At 53.7% G+C, this 17,340-nt stretch carries 15 protein-coding genes; 7 read left to right on the forward strand and 8 right to left on the reverse strand.

Features of this window, described 5'->3' with window-relative positions; all coding sequences use genetic code 11:
- Window positions 1-245: 245 nt before the first annotated feature.
- The gene (rarD, locus tag JC793_RS18280; protein WP_218426965.1) at window positions 246-1,142 is read left to right on the forward strand and encodes an EamA family transporter RarD; all 897 of its coding nucleotides are present in this window, start codon (window positions 246-248) and stop codon (window positions 1,140-1,142) included.
- A gap of 52 nt (window positions 1,143-1,194) precedes the next feature.
- The gene (locus JC793_RS18285) at window positions 1,195-1,704 is read left to right on the forward strand and encodes a DedA family protein (RefSeq protein ID WP_218426967.1); all 510 of its coding nucleotides are present in this window, start codon (window positions 1,195-1,197) and stop codon (window positions 1,702-1,704) included.
- 9 nt (window positions 1,705-1,713) lie between these two features.
- Here the strand turns inward: JC793_RS18285 and corA are convergent, their stop codons facing one another.
- From corA to lptM, 7 genes are all read right to left on the reverse strand, one after another.
- Entirely contained in the window at window positions 1,714-2,664 is a 951-nt protein-coding gene (gene corA, locus JC793_RS18290; protein WP_025154632.1) for a magnesium/cobalt transporter CorA, read from the reverse strand.
- 112 nt (window positions 2,665-2,776) lie between these two features.
- Window positions 2,777-4,939 carry a DNA helicase II gene (gene uvrD / locus JC793_RS18295; protein WP_444980428.1) on the reverse strand — a complete coding sequence of 721 codons (2,163 nt, stop codon included), beginning with the start codon at window positions 4,937-4,939 and terminating at the stop codon, window positions 2,777-2,779.
- 94 nt (window positions 4,940-5,033) lie between these two features.
- On the reverse strand, window positions 5,034-5,750 hold the full coding sequence (gene yigB / locus JC793_RS18300; protein ID WP_218426969.1) for a 5-amino-6-(5-phospho-D-ribitylamino)uracil phosphatase YigB: 717 nt from the start codon (window positions 5,748-5,750) through the stop codon (window positions 5,034-5,036).
- Complete coding sequence (gene xerC, locus JC793_RS18305; RefSeq protein ID WP_166708796.1) at window positions 5,750-6,667, reverse strand: tyrosine recombinase XerC; 918 nt, start codon at window positions 6,665-6,667, stop codon at window positions 5,750-5,752. The genes yigB and xerC overlap by 1 nt, the downstream gene beginning before the upstream one ends.
- Entirely contained in the window at window positions 6,664-7,374 is a 711-nt protein-coding gene (locus JC793_RS18310; RefSeq protein WP_166708797.1) for a DUF484 family protein, read from the reverse strand. The genes xerC and JC793_RS18310 overlap by 4 nt, the downstream gene beginning before the upstream one ends.
- Window positions 7,375-7,398: 24 nt before the next feature.
- Window positions 7,399-8,223, reverse strand: a complete 825-nt coding sequence (gene dapF / locus JC793_RS18315) for a diaminopimelate epimerase (RefSeq protein WP_107680519.1) — start codon at window positions 8,221-8,223, stop codon at window positions 7,399-7,401.
- A 44-nt stretch (window positions 8,224-8,267) separates the two neighbouring features.
- Entirely contained in the window at window positions 8,268-8,459 is a 192-nt protein-coding gene (gene lptM, locus JC793_RS18320; RefSeq protein WP_046894228.1) for an LPS translocon maturation chaperone LptM, read from the reverse strand.
- A 79-nt stretch (window positions 8,460-8,538) separates the two neighbouring features.
- Between lptM and cyaY the strand changes: the two genes are divergently transcribed.
- The gene (gene cyaY / locus JC793_RS18325) at window positions 8,539-8,856 is read left to right on the forward strand and encodes an iron donor protein CyaY (RefSeq protein WP_046894227.1); all 318 of its coding nucleotides are present in this window, start codon (window positions 8,539-8,541) and stop codon (window positions 8,854-8,856) included.
- Between the two features lie 39 nt (window positions 8,857-8,895).
- On the opposite strand, the gene JC793_RS18330 is transcribed toward cyaY, so the two are convergent.
- Window positions 8,896-11,496 carry a class I adenylate cyclase gene (locus JC793_RS18330; RefSeq protein ID WP_218426971.1) on the reverse strand — a complete coding sequence of 867 codons (2,601 nt, stop codon included), beginning with the start codon at window positions 11,494-11,496 and terminating at the stop codon, window positions 8,896-8,898.
- Between the two features lie 676 nt (window positions 11,497-12,172).
- Here JC793_RS18330 and hemC point away from each other — a divergent pair.
- From hemC to JC793_RS18350, 4 genes are read left to right on the forward strand one after another with little or no spacing between them, the layout of a single operon-like run.
- A complete protein-coding gene (hemC, locus tag JC793_RS18335) occupies window positions 12,173-13,114 on the forward strand; it encodes a hydroxymethylbilane synthase (protein WP_166708799.1) in 942 nt (313 codons plus the stop codon).
- Window positions 13,111-13,848: a uroporphyrinogen-III synthase gene (locus tag JC793_RS18340; protein ID WP_218426973.1), complete on the forward strand. Its 738-nt coding sequence runs from the start codon at window positions 13,111-13,113 to the stop codon at window positions 13,846-13,848. Before hemC ends, JC793_RS18340 begins: the two co-directional genes overlap by 4 nt.
- 20 nt (window positions 13,849-13,868) lie before the next feature.
- The gene (gene hemX / locus JC793_RS18345; RefSeq protein WP_218426975.1) at window positions 13,869-15,221 is read left to right on the forward strand and encodes a uroporphyrinogen-III C-methyltransferase; all 1,353 of its coding nucleotides are present in this window, start codon (window positions 13,869-13,871) and stop codon (window positions 15,219-15,221) included.
- A 3-nt stretch (window positions 15,222-15,224) separates the two neighbouring features.
- Window positions 15,225-16,433 carry a heme biosynthesis HemY N-terminal domain-containing protein gene (locus JC793_RS18350; protein ID WP_218426977.1) on the forward strand — a complete coding sequence of 403 codons (1,209 nt, stop codon included), beginning with the start codon at window positions 15,225-15,227 and terminating at the stop codon, window positions 16,431-16,433.
- The last annotated feature ends 907 nt before the right edge of the window (window positions 16,434-17,340 follow it).

Below are 17,340 nucleotides of genomic sequence, written 5' to 3' on the forward strand. Positions count from 1 at the left end.
CGGTGCTGAGTTTTTTTACGCACACCTGCTGGTGTAATTTTGTGATGCACGTTAGACTTTCACATCTTTTTAACGTCTTTACTGCTATCCGGCGTATCGCAGGCGATCACATTTTACGAATAATTAATTAATGACGTGATTAATCACGTTGTAACTATATAATTTCAAGGCGATGTGATTTCAATGTGAAAGTGATCGCACCGGCAGGTATCTTCTTTCCTTTTTTCTTTCAGACTTGGACTATCATGAGCCAGCAACAGACCGTAAAAGGCGTCCTTTGTGCTCTCGGCGCTTACTTTATCTGGGGTATTGCCCCGGTATACTTCAAAATGATCCAACAGGTACCGGCGGATGAGATCCTGACCCACCGGATTATCTGGTCATTCTTTTTTATGATCCTGCTGATCAGCGTATCACGCCAGTGGCCGCGTATCCGTCAGATTATCCGCCAGCCGAAGAAAATCATGATCCTCGCGCTGACCGCCTGTATTATCGCCTCAAACTGGCTGATCTATATCTGGGCGGTGAACCACAACCATATGCTGGAAGCGAGTCTCGGGTATTTTATTAACCCGCTGGTCAACGTTCTGTTCGGGATGCTCTTTCTCGGTGAACGTTTCCGCCGCCTGCAATGGTTTGCGGTGTGTCTCGCCTTTACCGGCGTATTGATCCAGCTCTGGCAGTTCGGCACCGTGCCGGTGATCGGGCTGAGTCTGGCCATGACATTCGGTCTGTATGGTCTGCTGCGTAAAAAGCTGGGGGTGGATGCCCAGGCGGGTATGCTGGTGGAAACCCTGTGGCTGCTGCCGGTTGCCGGTATTTATCTGCTTTTCTTCGCCAACAGCGCCACCAGCAATATGACCATGAACAGTCTGACGCTGAATCTGCTGCTGATTGCGGCCGGGATTATCACCACCGTACCGCTGCTGCTGTTTACTGAGGCCGCTAATCATCTGCGTCTCTCCACGCTCGGCTTCTTCCAGTATATCGGCCCGACCCTGATGTTTGTGCTGGCAACCACCGCGTATGGCGAGGCCATTTCCGCCGAACGGCTGATCACGTTTGCCTTTATCTGGGCGGGACTGATTGTCTTTACACTGGATGCACTTTACACCCAGCGCCACCGTTACAAAAAAGCGTGATACTCTGTAAGACAGCGCCGGGTCTGCCGGTGCTGTCTCCGGGAGGATAAACATGGATTGGATCACGCATCATCTGGCAATATTGCACAACCATCCGCTCTGGCTGCTGGCCATTCTGTTTTGTATCGCCCTGAGCAAATCCACGATTATTCTCTCATCTGTCCTGCCGCCTGCCTCCGTCATGCTGATGACCGTGGTGACTCTGGCATTTCCGGTTGTACCGGTCGTGATTATCTGGCTGGTGATTACGCTGGGAGCGGCCTGTGGCTCAATGATTTCGTATTATCTCGGGCGTCTGATTGTCACCCGCAATTATTTTCCGGGGCTGATGGTGAAATACAAAACCGCCCTCGGCAAAGCTCAGGCACGGCTTCAGACCAGCGGGCTGCTGATCCTGTTTACCTCACGGTTTATTGCGGTGCTGCGGTATCTGATCCCGATGGCCGCCGGATTGCTGCGTTTCACACAAACCCGCGTGCTGGTAACCTGTCTGCTCTCTGCCGGGGTCTGGACAGCCCTTTACATGCTGATTGCAAAGGGCATTGAATTCACATTTTTCTGAGGAAGGATGTTACAGCCAGTTCTTGCGTTTGAAGTAGAGATACGGCGCGAGTGCAGCAGCAACCATCACCCCGATCGCGGCAGGATAGCCCAGCGACCAGTCAAGCTCCGGCATAAATTTGAAGTTCATCCCGTAACTGGATGCCACCAGCGTCGGCGGCAGGAACACCACGGATACCACTGAGAAGATTTTGATAATGCGGCTTTGTTCGATATTGATAAAGCCCATCGCCGCCTGCATCAGGAAGTTCACTTTCTGAAACAGGGATTCATTGTGCGGCAGCAGGGATTCAATATCGCGCAGGATCTCACGCGCCTGCTCCAGCTGATTGGCCGGCAGACGGGTGCGGCGGACCAGGAAATTCAGCGCACGCTGCGTATCCATCAGACACAGACGGACTTTCCAGCCGATATCCTCCTGTTCGGCCAGAGCCGACAGGGCTTTATCGAACTCATCATCCTGTTTGCCTTTCATAATCGCCCGGCTGAGTGTTTCCAGATGGCTGTAGATGTTTTCGATTTCATCCGCCAGCTGCTCGATTTTGGTTTCAAACAGATCCAGCAGGATTTCATAGCCGTTGCCGTCCTGCATGGTCTGTTTGCGGGCACGCATGCGGTACAGCCGGAAAGCGGGCAGTTCCCGCTCACGCAGCGTATATAAACGCCCGTCACGCAGGGTAAATGCCACCGTGGAGTTCCCGGCATGGTCGTCCGCATCTTCGTAATAGAAAAAGGAGTGGACGTGCAGACCGTCGTCATCCTCAAAGAAGCGTGCGGAGGCTTCGATATCGTCCAGCTCAGGACTGGTTGCCAGTTCCTGGTTAAACTGCGTCTGAATCAGCTGCCGTTCATGCTCTTCCGGCTCCGAAATATCCACCCACAGCGCATCTGTCAGGGCGTCGCCCTCTTCTAAATCAAGACGTTGCAAACGCTTATTGTCAACTTTAAATGCGCTCAGCATAGTGTGCGGCCTCCGGAAACGAAAGGAAAAGAAAAAGTGTGCGCATGTTATGCGCAGATGAAAAAGGGTGTCAACCGGTTATTCTCCGGTTAACACCTTACTCTGCGGAAGATCAGGGTTTTTCCAGTTTGGCGTAGGAGGCCACCAGCCATTTGATCCCTTCCCCCTGAAACGCTATCTGTAAGCGGGTATGTTCGCCGTTGCCTTCCATATTGATAATGGTGCCTTCGCCGAATTTCGGGTGACGGACACGCTGTCCGAGGGTATATCCGCTGTCATTGGCGGTGATCGGCGTACCGAGCCGCTGGTGGTTGACCGGCCGTGATACCGTGGCGCGCAGACGCACCTCTTCCACACACTCCGGCGGCAGTTCACCGATAAAACGGGACGGCCGGTGATACACCTCTTTGCCGTACAGACGGCGGGTTTCAGCATAAGTCAGTGTCAGCTTCTGCATGGCACGGGTCACGCCGACATAGGCCAGACGCCGCTCTTCTTCCAGGCGCCCGCTCTCCTCCATCGACATCATGCCCGGGAACATGCCCTCTTCCACCCCGACGATAAAGACCTGCGGGAACTCCAGTCCTTTGGCGGAGTGCAGCGTCATCAGCTGAACCGCATCCTGATATCTGTCCGCCTGGCCTTCGCCGGATTCCAGCGCGGCATGGGACAGAAATGCCTGTAACGGCGTCAGCCCTTCGTCAGCATCCTGATAACTGAACTGATTGGTTGCGGTGACCAGTTCTTCTAAGTTTTCAATCCGCGCCTGGGCTTTTTCCCCTTTTTCCTGCTCATAGTGTGCCCGCAGGCCGGAATCGCGGATCACGCGGTCAGTCTGCACGTGCAACGGCATGCCGTCCGTTTCCTGTGCCAGCAGATTGATTAGCTCGAGGAAACGCCCCAGCGCAGAAGCAGCGCGCCCCGCGAGTGCTTTTTCTTCCAGCAGTACACCGCAGCTTTCCCAGAGGGTCAGTTCGCGCTCACGGGCAGTCTGGCGCACCACGTCCAGGGTACGGTCGCCGATTCCGCGGGTCGGGGTGTTTACCACACGTTCAAATGCCGCGTCATCATGACGGTTTGAAATCAGCCGCAGATACGCAAGAGCATCTTTGATTTCCTGGCGCTCGAAGAAGCGCTGACCGCCGTAAATACGGTACGGTAATGCAGCCTGTAACAGCGCCTCTTCCTGTAAACGTGACTGGGCGTTGCTGCGGTAGAGAATGGCGCAGTCCGCCAGCGCACCGCCGTTCTCATGCCACTGTTTGATCCGTCCGACCACGTAACGCGCCTCATCCAGATCATTAAAAGCACAGTACAGGGAGATAGGTTCGCCGTCCTCGCCATCCGTCCAGAGGTTTTTCCCCAGCCGGTCGCTGTTATGGGAGATCAGGGCGTTCGCCGCTTTCAGAATATTGTTGGTGGAACGGTAGTTTTGTTCGAGACGAATGGTGGTCGCGCCGGGGAAGTCTTTCAGGAAGCGCTGGATGTTTTCCACCTGCGCGCCGCGCCAGCCGTAGATAGACTGATCATCATCACCGACAATCATCACTTTACCGGTATCGCCCGCCAGCATGCGTACCCAGGCATACTGGATGCTGTTGGTGTCCTGGAATTCGTCCACGAGGATATTGGTAAAACGATCACGATAGTGCTGTAAAATCGCCGGTTTGTTCAGCCACAGCTCATGCGCCCGCAGCAGCAGTTCGGCAAAATCCACCAGTCCCGCGCGATCACAGGCTTCCTGATAGGCCTGGTAGATCCGCAGCCAGGTGGCTTCCACCGGGTTGCCGTAACTCTCAACGTGCTGAGGCCGCAGCCCCTCATCTTTTTTGCCGTTGATATACCAGCAGCCCTGTTTGGCCGGCCACTGTTTTTCATCGAGATTCATGGCTTTGATCAGACGGCGGATCAGGCGGATCTGATCTTCGCTGTCGAGGATCTGGAAATCCTGCGGCAGCCCGGCATCGAGGTGATGCGCGCGCAGCAGGCGGTGTGCCAGACCGTGGAATGTCCCGATCCACATCCCGCCCTCACTGGTACCGACCAGTTCTTCAATACGGTGGCGCATTTCCGCCGCCGCCTTATTGGTAAAGGTCACTGACATCACCGAAAACGGAGAGGCGTTCTCCACTGCCAGCAGCCAGGCGATACGGTGCACCAGCACCCGGGTTTTTCCGGAACCGGCACCCGCCAGCACCAGCATGTTTGAGCGGGGAGCCGCCACCGCTTCGCGCTGTTTATCATTAAGGCTTTCAAGCAGATAAGAGACGTCCATAATTTCCATCAGTGGTTGTGCGGCAGCGCCGCGAAAGAAAAAGCGACTTCCGGACAGCCGGTTCCGGAAGAACTGGTTTTTTATACAGATAAAATTATAACAGTCCGGTTAAAGAATCCAACTGTGTAATTTCAATATGCGGCAGCAGGCGGGTTTCCGGGTCGTGATAAACATCGCGTCCGTCAAGGTTTATCCAGCAGGCCTGCATACCGCTGCACAGCGCACCTTCCACATCCGTATTCAGGTTATCACCGACATGCAGGATATTTTCTGCCGGGATGGCCAGCCGCTGCGCCGCCGTGCGGTACATATCGCAGAACGGTTTTGCACGTCCGTCCGGACCGGCTTTGAGGATAAAGGCAAAATAATCCGCCAGCCCGCATTTCTCCGGCTCCATATTACCGTTGGTGATAGCCACCAGCGGAATATTTGCCGCCAGCGCGGCCAGGGTATCATGCGTGGACTGCGGCACGTCGATACGACTGCGCCACTGTGCGAAATGCGCCATAACCGCATCCGCCCCGGTCTGTGCACGGGCAGCGGTATAGCCGTAATGCAGGAAAAAGGTGCGCCAGGAGAGCAGACGCCAGCGGCTGACGTCATGAAAAATCTCCGGCTGCTGACGGCGAATACGATCACGGAATACATTAATGTAATCAGCCGGTAAGTCACGGAAACGCGGATCATACTGACGGATAAACGCAATCACCTCCTCCTCGGTTCTATCCATCACCGGACGATTGTCATACAGCGTGTCGTCAAGATCGAATGTCATGGCGCGGACAGGCGAAAGGGGGCGGTAGAAACGCATTACGATTTTCCTCGTTTGGCCCGCGGATGTGCAACATCATACACATTGGCAAGATGCTGAAAATCCAGATGGGTATAGATTTGCGTGGTGGACAGATTAGCATGCCCCAGCAATTCCTGCACCGCACGCAGGTCGCCGCTGGATTCCAGAATGTGTGTCGCAAAGGAGTGACGCAACTTATGCGGATTCAGATGGCTGTTCAGCCCCTGATGCAGGCCCCGGTATTCAAACCGTTTCTGCACATTGCGCGCCGAGATCCGCTTACCGCTTTTGGTGGAGATAAAAACAGCTTTATCCTCAGGATCATACAGTTCACGCAACGGAAGCCAGCGTTCCAGGCAAGCCACGGCTGTTTTGCCGAGCGGCACTTTACGCTCTTTGCTGCCCTTCCCGAGAACCCGCACCTCGCCGGTAACCAGGTCAAAATCCCCGGTATTCAGCCCGACCAGTTCCGATAAACGCAGCCCCGCGCCGTACATGACTTCCAGCATGGTGCGATCACGCACTGCCAGCGGGTCATTACCGCTGATATCCATCAGCCGGGCAATGTCATCCACATCCATATTTTTCGGCAGGTGCCGCCCCTGTTTCGGGGCACTGACGGCTTTGGCCGGATTAGCGGGGATCAACCCGTTACTGACCTGCCAGTCAAGAAAGGAGCGCAGGGCGGAAAGACGCAGTGCCAGGCTTGCCGGCTGCAAACCGTTACGGCGGCTTTTCGCGGCCAGCATCCGTACCGTTGCCGGTTCCAGTTGTGCCCAGCTGCGGATTTTGCTGCTGACCATCATCTCTGCCAGTGTGGTGAGCTGACGGCGGTAATTGGTAATAGTCACCGGACTTAACCGGCGCTCCACCCGCAGATACTGCAGAAACTGCTCTGCCGTGACCAGCAGGTCGTCTGCCGCACTATCCGTCATGCCAGCTCCACCCAGCGTTGCAGCAGCTGCGGCAGGAAATACGCGACCTGCTCCAGCATCGCGGTGCCCATATCTTTCTGATAATGCTGTTTATCGCGGCTGACAAAAATCACCACACCGAGATCATGCTGCCCGCCCAGCAGCGACACCGATGCCGAGCCGACAAAGGCACTGTCCGGCAGTAACAGCTGTATTTCCGGTGCAGTCAGTTGCCCGAGATAGTGATTGCGGTCCCCGAAACGGGACAGGCGGATGGCTTCAAAGTGAGCACGGGATAAGGCCAGTTCCTGATGACGGAACGGTGCCCCCAGCCGCCAGCTGTCGGTAAACAGACGGATTTTGGCATGGCTGAGCTTCAGCCCTTTCGCCCACTGATTGAGACGTTCGGAAAAATCATCCAGAGAGGTGGCAGAAGACAGCGACGCCAGCAGTTTCAGCAGGCGCGAGAACAAATATTCGTTTTCGCGGGCCTGTATCATCAGCTGCATCAGATCATCCGTCAGCGTGCCAATCCGCTCACGCTGGCGTCCGAGCTGCCACTCAACGAGAGACACCGCACCCTTTACCGGATGCGGGATGGTCATATCGGTGATCTGCGCGGCATTACGGATGAAAAAATCCGGATGCGCTTTCAGATACGCCAGCACCGCCGCTTCATCCGGTTCTCCGGACGGGGCGAATACGGCGGTATCCTGTTGACTGTCCATTGCTATTTATCCTCTTTATGATGATTAAAGATGGATAACACCATCATATACATGCGTGGCCGGGCCGGTCATAAACAGCGGTTTACCCTCACCCTCCCAGCTGATAAACAAAGTACCACCGGGTAAATCCACCTGCACATTTTCTGCCAGCAGACCCTGGCGTATCCCGACAGAGACCGCCGCGCAGGCACCGCTGCCGCAGGCCTGTGTTTCACCGACGCCGCGCTCATACACCCGCAGACGGATGTGATCACGTGACAGGATCTGCATAAAGCCGATATTTGCCCGTTCAGGAAAACGTTCGTGGCTCTCCAGAACCGGACCGATAACCTCAACTTCCGCCGTTTCTGTGCTTTCCACCTGGATAACACAATGCGGATTACCCATCGACACCACACCGCACAGGACAGTGCGTTCCGCGGCGCGGATAATATAGGTTTTCTCTTCTTTTACCGCGCGGAAAGGCACCAGCGCCGGTTCAAACTCCGGCACGCCCATGTTCACGCGGACATTATCATTATCCGCGATACTGAGCACCATACGGCCGGATTGTGTACTGACACGGATATCCCGTTTATTAGTCAGCCCTTTGAGACGGACAAAGCGGGCGAAACAGCGTGCACCGTTGCCGCACTGTGCCACTTCGCTGCCGTCCGCGTTAAAGATGCGGTAGTGAAAATCCAGTTCCGGATCATAAGGCGCTTCCACCACCAGCAGCTGATCAAAGCCGACGCCGGTGTGCCGGTCTGCCAGACGGCAGATAAGCTCCGGTGAAAAATAGATATTCTGGGTGACGGCGTCCACCACCATAAAATCATTACCCAGGCCGTGCATTTTGGTGAACTGCATGTTCAGATCCTGTTTACGCCTCAGTAACCGGGGTTATCCGGCGGTCATTTTTGCGTTTTGCCGTTCTCAGCGTTGTCTGTCTGTACAGCAGACTGTTCCGTTGCAGGCTTATCCGCAGGAGCACTTTTTCCGGCGGCCGGCTCTTCCGGCGGGAAGTAGAGAGGGCCTTTCAGTCCGCAGCCGGACAGGGTCAGCAGCATCACGGCGGATACCGCGCAGATCATTTTTTTCTTCATTTACAGTCATGCCTGTTAATCATCGGTCAATACCCTCTATAATCGCAGTTAGATGTCGAAAAGCAAATAGGAAATGACGATGAACGATACAGAATTTCACCAGACGGCGGATGCGCTGTTGCAGGATATTGAAGCAAAATTAGATGATTACGACGGTGATGCGGATATTGACTGCGAAACCAACGGCGGTGTGATGACACTGAGCTTTGAAAACGGCTCAAAAATTATCATCAACAAGCAGGAAGCGTTTCACCAGATCTGGCTGGCTGCGCGTAACGGCGGCTATCATTTTGATCTGAAATCAGATAAATGGATTTGCGACCGCAGCGGCGGCGAGTTGTTTGCCATGCTGGCACAGGCTGTCAGTGAACAGAGCGGCGAACCGTTCAGCTTCTGAGTTGTCAGACTGACGGCACAGAAACTGTGCCGTCGCATATCAGCCGCGGTGCCCAGCAGCCTGATACTGTAACGGTCTGACATCCGAACGGAAATCAGCATGCACGGCATCACGCGTCTCTTCCGTCACAGACGGGGAGAACATCGTGCTGTGGAACGGCGTAACCCGGGTTTTACCGTCCGTTTTCAGGATCTGATAGAACTGCGGCAGATTAAAGTTGATAAAGCTGGAGCCGTACGTGAAGCGGTCATGGGAAGAGGAATAGAACCGGCTGACATCCCGGATCAGGTCTTCTTTACTGCCTTCACAGCCGGAATAGATTTCCACCCGGTTTGATTCATCCAGCACATAAATATTGAAGCCGTTATCATCACGGTTTTCAAAGAAAAACTGAATAATCCCCTCACTGGCATAACCATCCACCACATCCGGAAGATGACCGGTTTCCGTACTGATTTTTACCGGAAACCCGCGCAGTTTGTTGTTGGAGATAGCGCCGTAGAATTCAACGGCATTTTCCAGTTTCTGTACAGAGACGTTGAGACGCTCAAAGAACAGCCCCCAGGTCTGACCGGCCAGACGCAGTGCCTTAAAGCGGCCCGGATCCTGGCGGTTGGTGGTCAGCCGCAGTTCAATGCATTCAGAAACCAGCTGGCGGATACGGGTACTGATCAGCCCGCGCAGATGGCGGCTGTAACAGAAGACTTCGACACCGGACGGCGGTGCGGCATCCTGGTGCATCTTGCCGAGAATCGTTTTCAGGGCTTCCAGCACAGACTGTTCACCGCTGAAATGCAGTGTGCGCACTTCATTCCAGGAGTTGCGGTACAGCAGATCAATACTGCCGACCAGGCATTTCTGCTCCTGCCCGAAGCTGAACACATCCAGCTTGCTCATATCAAAATGCACAACCTGCTCGGCGAAACCGGCGGTCGGGTCCTGCTCCAGGTTGACAATAATTGCCAGATGACGAATTTCACACGGGCTGTACAGCGCACGCGGTGTCGGGGCAGGCAGACGGATAGGGAAATTCTGAGACACATCGTGCACCAGCTCGTGCAGTTTCTGTTCGTCACAGTGTGACTCACCGTTGTGAATATAGACGCGCGTTCTGTCTGTCAGCAGGCCGTTGAAGTAAGTCCAGGATACCAGCTTATTCAGATAACGGTTATATTCCAGCGGCTGATGGCCGATGATCGTGTGGATAGTCGGCGCCTGATTATACAGATACCAGCCGCTGCGGTTGGCGCGGCCCGGCGGGACATAAATAAAGGTCAGATTCTCTTCTGACAGATCCGGCGAAATCTGCGGATTCACCAGGGTGACTTTCCCCGGCAGCGCCTCAAAGGCAGCATACAGTTTTCGTGTCAGCACACCGATATCCTGCGGACTGGCGCTGACACTCAGATTATTACGGCGCGCAAAGCGGATAAGGTTACGGTAGCTCTGCATCATGGTGTCGAGCAGCTCATTATGTGCATCCCGCACCTGCTCAATTTTCCACGAATTCCGGCGATCCAGCACAGACAACCGCTCCGGGGACCAGCCCCAGCCTTTCACCATCTCGGATAACACCTGACAACGCCAGCCGCAGCAACCGCAGGACGCACGTTCACTGACATCCGCAGGCGGCTTTTCACACACTTTCAGGTAGAAGCAGCGGCGGATCAGATCAAGACGGGTTTCGTCATTGATGGCTTTCAGATAACGGGTCACGCGGTCGAGCATCATGGCGTAAGAATCAAGCCCGTGATGGACAATCTCACCGGCATGCAGATGCTTTTTAAACTCGGTTGCCAGAAGCTGTCCGTTCGGGTAATCCCACGAATACGCTTCGAGCAGTAAACTTTTGATCACGGCTTTATAAGGGGAATCCACACTCTTATAGAGCTGCCACAGGCTGGCACCGAAGTACTCTTCCGCGGACAACTCACCCAGCCCGCCCAGATCCAGCCACTCATTCGGGGTTAATACACCCTGCGCATAAAGGGAAAGGACATATTCATCATAGTGATGTTCTTCCTCTGCCGGCACCATGGTCCACAGCAGACGCTTACCGGCCATCCGCACAGCGGTCCGGTAAAATTCATCGAGCAGTAAAATATGCTGGGTCGAGCCGCAGTCCTCACCGTTGAGGCTGCCGCTGGCATTGTGGCGAAACCGGTTTTCATCAATCAGGAAGAACGTGACATCAATACCTTTTGCCGCCGCCCACTCTTCAATCAGTGTGCATTTGCGGCGCAGATTCTGTTTTTCATCGTGGTCAAGCCAGGACTGATGACAGACCCAGATATCGAGATCAGAAGAATGGCTCTGGCCGACAGACGATGTGCTGCCCATAGAATAGATACCGGTAATCGGTAATTCACCGCCGGCATTGCACGGCAGACACTCTCCGTGCTGACGGGAAAACTCCGCCAGCCAGTGTGACTGTTCATCATCGGACGCCCAGAAACAGACACCGTGCGGCACATTACCCGGCACATAGCCCGGCATATCCGGATGGTGATGGTGCAACAGTACCGGCAACAGACTGTACACGTCTTTAAACGCACGACTCATCCCGATGGTCGCGCGCTCTGATCTGAGCTGATTTATTGCATCCAAACGCTGCTTGAGTGTTTCAATATAAAGATACAAAGGATTCGCCTGATTTTATTTCATGTAACTGGAAACGACCTGATGCCCGGCTTTATACGTAATATGAATACAGACTGATAATGTGATGCTGAAAATGATAAGAATCGGAGCCAAAGTTAAATTGCCGGAAACGTGATCAATCTAACACCTTCGGGGCAAAGGGTAAAGCTTCGCACTAAAAAAGGCACGATTACTCAAAGTTGTTATTAGTCCGATAACTAATTGTAAATTATATATTTTCGTTGAAAATCACCAGGATACACACAAAAAATCTAAGGAAATATGCGGGAAATCATGTGCCCCCCTATTTTCGCTCATTTTCTGAGCAAAAAAAACAATACCGCTTACACATACATGGCGTATTTAATTATTTTAATAATGCTATGAAATAGTTATTTAAATTAAATCGATTTGATTAATACTTTTTTATAATTACTAAATATTTTTATTATTTAAAATATGTTTTAATTATTTACCGGTAAGTACCAGCCGCCAACCCTGACGCTATTTATTCTCTGATCATCCTTTTTTGTTCTTATCTGCCGGGCAGGTCTCGTCGCGTAACTGGAAAAATAATCAGCAAAATGATAAAACAAAGGCAGTTTTTCCTATTTTTCCGGCATGTTTCATCTGAAAAAAACACCGGATAAAAAAACAAGGATCCCTGATAATTATCATGACCACTCAATCTCTGCGTATTGCCACCCGCCAAAGCCCGCTTGCTCTGTGGCAGGCTGAATTTGTTAAACATGAGCTGGAGCAGATTCATCCCGGGCTGCGCGTTGAACTCGTCCCGATGGTCACCAAAGGTGACATTATTCTCGATACCCCGCTGGCGAAAGTCGGCGGTAAAGGGCTGTTCGTCAAAGAACTGGAACTGGCATTACTGGAGAACCGGGCAGATATCGCCGTACATTCCATGAAAGATGTCCCTGTTGATTTCCCGGACGGGCTGGGATTAGTCACTATCTGTGAGCGGGAAGATCCCCGTGACGCCTTTGTTTCCAATCATTATGACAGTGTGGATGCTCTGCCGCCCGGCAGTATCGTCGGCACCTCCAGCCTGCGCCGCCAGTGTCAGTTACGTGAACGCCGTCCGGATCTGGTGATCCGCGATTTGCGCGGCAATGTGGGCACACGGCTGGGTAAACTGGATAACGGCGACTATGACGCGATTATCCTGGCGGTTGCCGGACTGAAACGCCTGAAGCTGGATGAACGCATCCGCTGTGCCCTGCCGCCGGAAGAATCGCTGCCCGCTGTCGGCCAGGGGGCGGTCGGGATTGAATGCCGTCTGGATGATGAACGCACCCGTTCGCTGCTCAGCGCCCTCAATCACGCACAAACCGATATCTGTGTCCGGGCTGAGCGCGCCATGAATACCCGGCTGGAAGGCGGGTGTCAGGTGCCCATCGGCAGTTATGCTATCTGGCAGGGAGATAAAATCTGGCTGCGGGCACTTGTCGGCGCACCGGACGGCAGTGAGATTGTCCGCGGTGAGCGCCTGTGTGATCCGCAGGATGCCGCCGCCGCAGGGGTTTCTCTTGCGGAGGAGCTGCTGGATAACGGCGCCCGGGCTATCCTGACGGACGTCTATCAGGGGCACATTCCTGCATGACCATCCTGGTTACCCGTCCCTTACCGGCCGGTGAAGCCCTGGTCAGCGCTCTGCGCTCACGCGGACAGAATGCCCTTTCTGCTCCGCTCATCCGCATTTCTCCGGGACATGAGCTGCCGCTGCTGGTTGCCAAAACAGCCGCACTTTCCCCCGGAGATGCCCTTTTTCTGCTGTCAAAGAATGCGGTTTATCACGCAAATGAACAGCTTATTCAACAGAATTACCTGTGGTCTGATAAGCTTTGCTATTATGGGATCGGTCAGTCAACCGCCCGTTGCTTTGAGCAACTGACCGGATTACCCGCGGCTTTTATGCCCGGCGGGGAAACCAGCGAGCATTTGCTGACCCTGCCGGATTTGCAGGATATGACCGGTCGCCGTGTACTTCTGCTGCGCGGTAACGGCGGCAGAGAACATCTGGCACAAACACTGCGCGAACGGGGGGCGGTTGTGGATTATTGCGAATGCTACCGCCGCGAACCCGTGAAGTACGACGGCGGGAAATGCGCCCTGTTGTGGCAGCAGCAACAGGTTCAGACGCTGGTGGTAACCAGCGGGGAAATGCTGCACCTGCTGCGGCAGATGATTCCGGCCGCACACCTTGGCTGGCTGTTACAATGCCGGATTATTGTTGTCAGTGACAGACTGGCAGCTATCGCACAATCACTGGGCTGGCGCACTATTGATATCGCCACCGGTGCAGATAATGAAGCCTTACTTCAGGCTCTTCAATGAACAGACATGGGACGCCACGAATGACGGAACACGAAAAAAAACCCGGGTCAGCTGAGACACCGGAGACACCTGAAACACAGGATACCGTAATCAGCACCGATCCGCAGGCAGAGAAAAAAGACGCCGCAGCCGGGAAAAAAGCGACCGCCAAAAATGTCACTGACAAAGCGGCTCCTGAGAAAAAACCGGCAGATACTGCGCCGAAATCCGCAGCTGAAGCTCCGCAGTCACCGAAAACAGCACCTGCGGCAGAGCAGAAACAGGCATCCGGTTTTCTGCGCGGCGCAATCGCACTCGCGGTTATCCTGCTGATCGGCGGCGGAGTCTGGTATGCCTCACAGGCTGGTACCCAGACGCTGTCGAAAAACCTGGAAGCGGAAAATGCACAGCTGAAGTCTCAGATGGCGCAATTGCAGCAGGAACAGCAGCAGACACAAAAACAGATGCAGGAATTTATCGCACAGCAATCTGCTCTCAGCACACAGCATCAGCAGCAGGAAGCAGCACTGAAACACGAAATGGATTTACTGCGCAGCCGTGTCACCGCGCTGTCCAGTGCTGATGTGAAAAGCTGGCTGCTGGCTCAGGCTGATTTTCTGGTCAAAATGGCAGAGCGCAAACTGTGGAATGACCAGGATGTGGTCACCGCCATGGTGCTGCTGAAAAATGCCGATGCCAGCCTGGCTGAAATGAATGATCCGGGCCTGCTGGATGTGCGTACCGCGCTGCGCAATGATATCACCGCACTGTCTGCCGTCAGTCAGATCGATTTTGACGGCACAATTCTGCGCCTGAACCAGCTTGCCGGTCAGGTGGATAATCTGCGTCTGGATGACGGCAGCCGTGACGGTGCGCCGATGGACAGCAGCGACAGCGAGGGGCTGACCTCCTCCGTGGCGGACTGGCGTACCAACCTGACCAAAAGCTGGAAAGGGTTTATGAGTGATTTCATCACTATCCGCCGCCGCGACAGCACGTCCGCACCGCTGCTGGCACCGAATCAGGATATTTATGTGCGTGAAAATATCCGCGCCCAGCTGCTGATCGCCGCACAGGCGGTACCGCGTCACCAGGAAGAGAGCTACAAACAGTCACTGGATGCCGTTTCCACCTGGGTCCGTGCGTATTTCTCTGATAACGATCCGACTAACACCGCTTTCCTGGCCGAAGTGGATGCCCTGGCAGCACAACCGATCTCAATGAGTGCCCCGGACAGCCTGACCAGCCAGCCGCTGCTGGATAAACTGGTACAGACCCGTATCCGCCGCCTGCTCAATGATGAAACACCGACGCCGGCACCGGCAGAGACACCGCAGGAAACCCCTGCTGCTGCACCTGCACAGCCGGAAGCAGCACCACAGCAGGAGGGATAACAGATGTTTAAAGTCTTTATTCTGTTCCTTATCCTGATTGCCGGAATCATTATCGGCCCGCTGGTGGCCGGGCATCAGGGCTATGTTCTGATCCAGACCGATGATTTTGATATTGAAACCAGTGTTACCGGCCTGGTGATCTGCTTTCTCGGACTACAGGCCGTTCTGATGCTGCTGGGCTGGGGCTGGCGTCGCCTGAAAAGCGGCAGCTCCCGTACTCTCGGCTGGTTTGGCGGTCATAAACGTAACCGTGCCCGTGCGCTGACCAACGACGCTCTGCTCAAACTGGCGGAAGGGGATTTCCGTCAGGTGGAAAAATTACTGAGCCGCAGTGCAGATAACGCAGAACAACCGCTGGTTAACTATCTGCTGGCCGCGGAAGCTGCACAGCAGCGGGGAGATAATCTCCGTGCTAATCAGTACCTGGAGCGGGCTTCTGAGCTGGCCGGGCGTCATCAGTTACCGGTTGATATCACACGCGCCCGTATTCTGCTGAGCCGTAATGAAATTGCGGGTGCGAGAACTGCGATCGACAATCTGCTTGAAATTGCCCCGCGCCATCCGGAAGTACTGCGTCTGGCAGAACAGGTGTATGCCCGTTCCGGTGCCTGGAAATCCCTGATCGCCATTCTGCCGCAGATGAAAAAATCCGGTGAGTTTACCGATGAGCAGACAGAACAAACGGAAACCCGCGCCTGGCTCGGAGTAATGCAGCAGGTTGCGGATCAGGACGGCAGCGATGCACTGCGTCACTGGTGGAAGAATCTCAGCCGCCATCTGCGCCACAACCCGGATATGGCCGTGGCTGCCGCGCAGCACTTTATCGCCGGGAATGATATGGCGGATGCGGAAGCGGTGGTGCTCGACGGACTGAAACGTCAGAAAGATCAGCGTCTGCTGATGCTGCTGCCGCAGATCCGGACAGACAACCCGAAAGCTATCCGCAAAGTACTGAACCAGATGCAGAAGGAAAATGCTGAGCAGCCGCTGCTCAACAGCACCCTCGGCCAGCTGGCTATGCAGGAAACACGCTGGGAAGATGCGGAAAAATACTTTAAATCAGCCCTGAGCGTCCGTCAGGATGGACATGATGCCGCCTGGCTGGCTGATGTGCTGGATAAGCAGAAAAAGTATGAGGAGTCAGCCATGATCCGCCGTAACGCCCTGCTGAATACACTGACACTGCCGGATGAAAAAACAACCGGCGAATAAACACAGACAGTTTATTTCTTGTGATACAGAGCCAATCCTGCCGGATTGGCTGAGATTGCTGACAAAGCAGGATAAAACGTGGTTTTTCCTGCTTTGTGTTATCAGCCGAAAATCAATAAACTGATTTTCCTGGTTTATTTTTACAACCTCTGTCGATCGTCGCCAACCCCTGCGGGTTTGTCAACGGCCTGAGCCAATCCTGCCGGATTGGCTTTTTTTATACCGGAACATTATGAAAGAGATTGACGGAACAGATAATTGATGGCAAGAATGAGACATAAAAAAACACCTATCGCACAGCGATAGGTGTATAAAATACAATCAGGTCTACAGACGGATGGTGCCTCACTCAACGTTACGTCCTGTTGCTGATGTAAAGATTTCGGGATCTTTTACATCGATAACCCGGACAATAGGCACCGAATTTAGCTCTGCATCATCTCCGGGTTTATGAAGCTTACGCAAACATAAGAAATGAGATGAGCATCTACACCTGATGTAATGCACAACACGTGCCAACTTTTACGCCTTCTCGATTTCCCACGGTTCCCGTGGGTTTATTTTTTCTTCCCTGCTTCCCTGTTGTTAATCACTGATGCAATTCTGTCCGCAGTGTCTCTGTTTTGCGACGTTTTCTGACATCAATATTTAAATCATTATATATCAATGAATTATATGTCTCTTTTTGACGACAAGCACTATGGCTATTGTCGCCCAATCTATACAACCAATATAACCATATGATTTACATATAAATTATCAGATGCCACCGGAACCGGTTGTTTTACAGTAGCGTATGTAATGTTGTCTGCCTGAACACCACAATAGCATCAGCACAGAAGAGATAAAAATCAGCTGCGGAACAGTAACGCGGAACAGCAACAGAGAAAAACGGCAGGAAAAAACA

It is taken from the genome of Morganella morganii, assembly GCF_019242955.1.
GTDB lineage: Bacteria > Pseudomonadota > Gammaproteobacteria > Enterobacterales > Enterobacteriaceae > Morganella > Morganella sibonii.

Coding starts and splice junctions, on each gene's coding strand:
- rarD (WP_218426965.1), top strand. CDS start 246: ATGAGCCAGCAACAGACCGTAAAAGGCGTCCTTTGTGCTCTCGGCGCT.
- JC793_RS18285 (WP_218426967.1), top strand. CDS start 1,195: ATGGATTGGATCACGCATCATCTGGCAATATTGCACAACCATCCGCTC.
- corA (WP_025154632.1), bottom strand. CDS start 2,664: ATGCTGAGCGCATTTAAAGTTGACAATAAGCGTTTGCAACGTCTTGAT.
- uvrD (WP_444980428.1), bottom strand. CDS start 4,939: ATGGACGTCTCTTATCTGCTTGAAAGCCTTAATGATAAACAGCGCGAA.
- yigB (WP_218426969.1), bottom strand. CDS start 5,750: ATGCGTTTCTACCGCCCCCTTTCGCCTGTCCGCGCCATGACATTCGAT.
- xerC (WP_166708796.1), bottom strand. CDS start 6,667: ATGACGGATAGTGCGGCAGACGACCTGCTGGTCACGGCAGAGCAGTTT.
- JC793_RS18310 (WP_166708797.1), bottom strand. CDS start 7,374: ATGGACAGTCAACAGGATACCGCCGTATTCGCCCCGTCCGGAGAACCG.
- dapF (WP_107680519.1), bottom strand. CDS start 8,223: ATGCAGTTCACCAAAATGCACGGCCTGGGTAATGATTTTATGGTGGTG.
- lptM (WP_046894228.1), bottom strand. CDS start 8,459: ATGAAGAAAAAAATGATCTGCGCGGTATCCGCCGTGATGCTGCTGACC.
- cyaY (WP_046894227.1), top strand. CDS start 8,539: ATGAACGATACAGAATTTCACCAGACGGCGGATGCGCTGTTGCAGGAT.
- hemC (WP_166708799.1), top strand. CDS start 12,173: ATGACCACTCAATCTCTGCGTATTGCCACCCGCCAAAGCCCGCTTGCT.
- JC793_RS18340 (WP_218426973.1), top strand. CDS start 13,111: ATGACCATCCTGGTTACCCGTCCCTTACCGGCCGGTGAAGCCCTGGTC.
- hemX (WP_218426975.1), top strand. CDS start 13,869: ATGACGGAACACGAAAAAAAACCCGGGTCAGCTGAGACACCGGAGACA.
- JC793_RS18350 (WP_218426977.1), top strand. CDS start 15,225: ATGTTTAAAGTCTTTATTCTGTTCCTTATCCTGATTGCCGGAATCATT.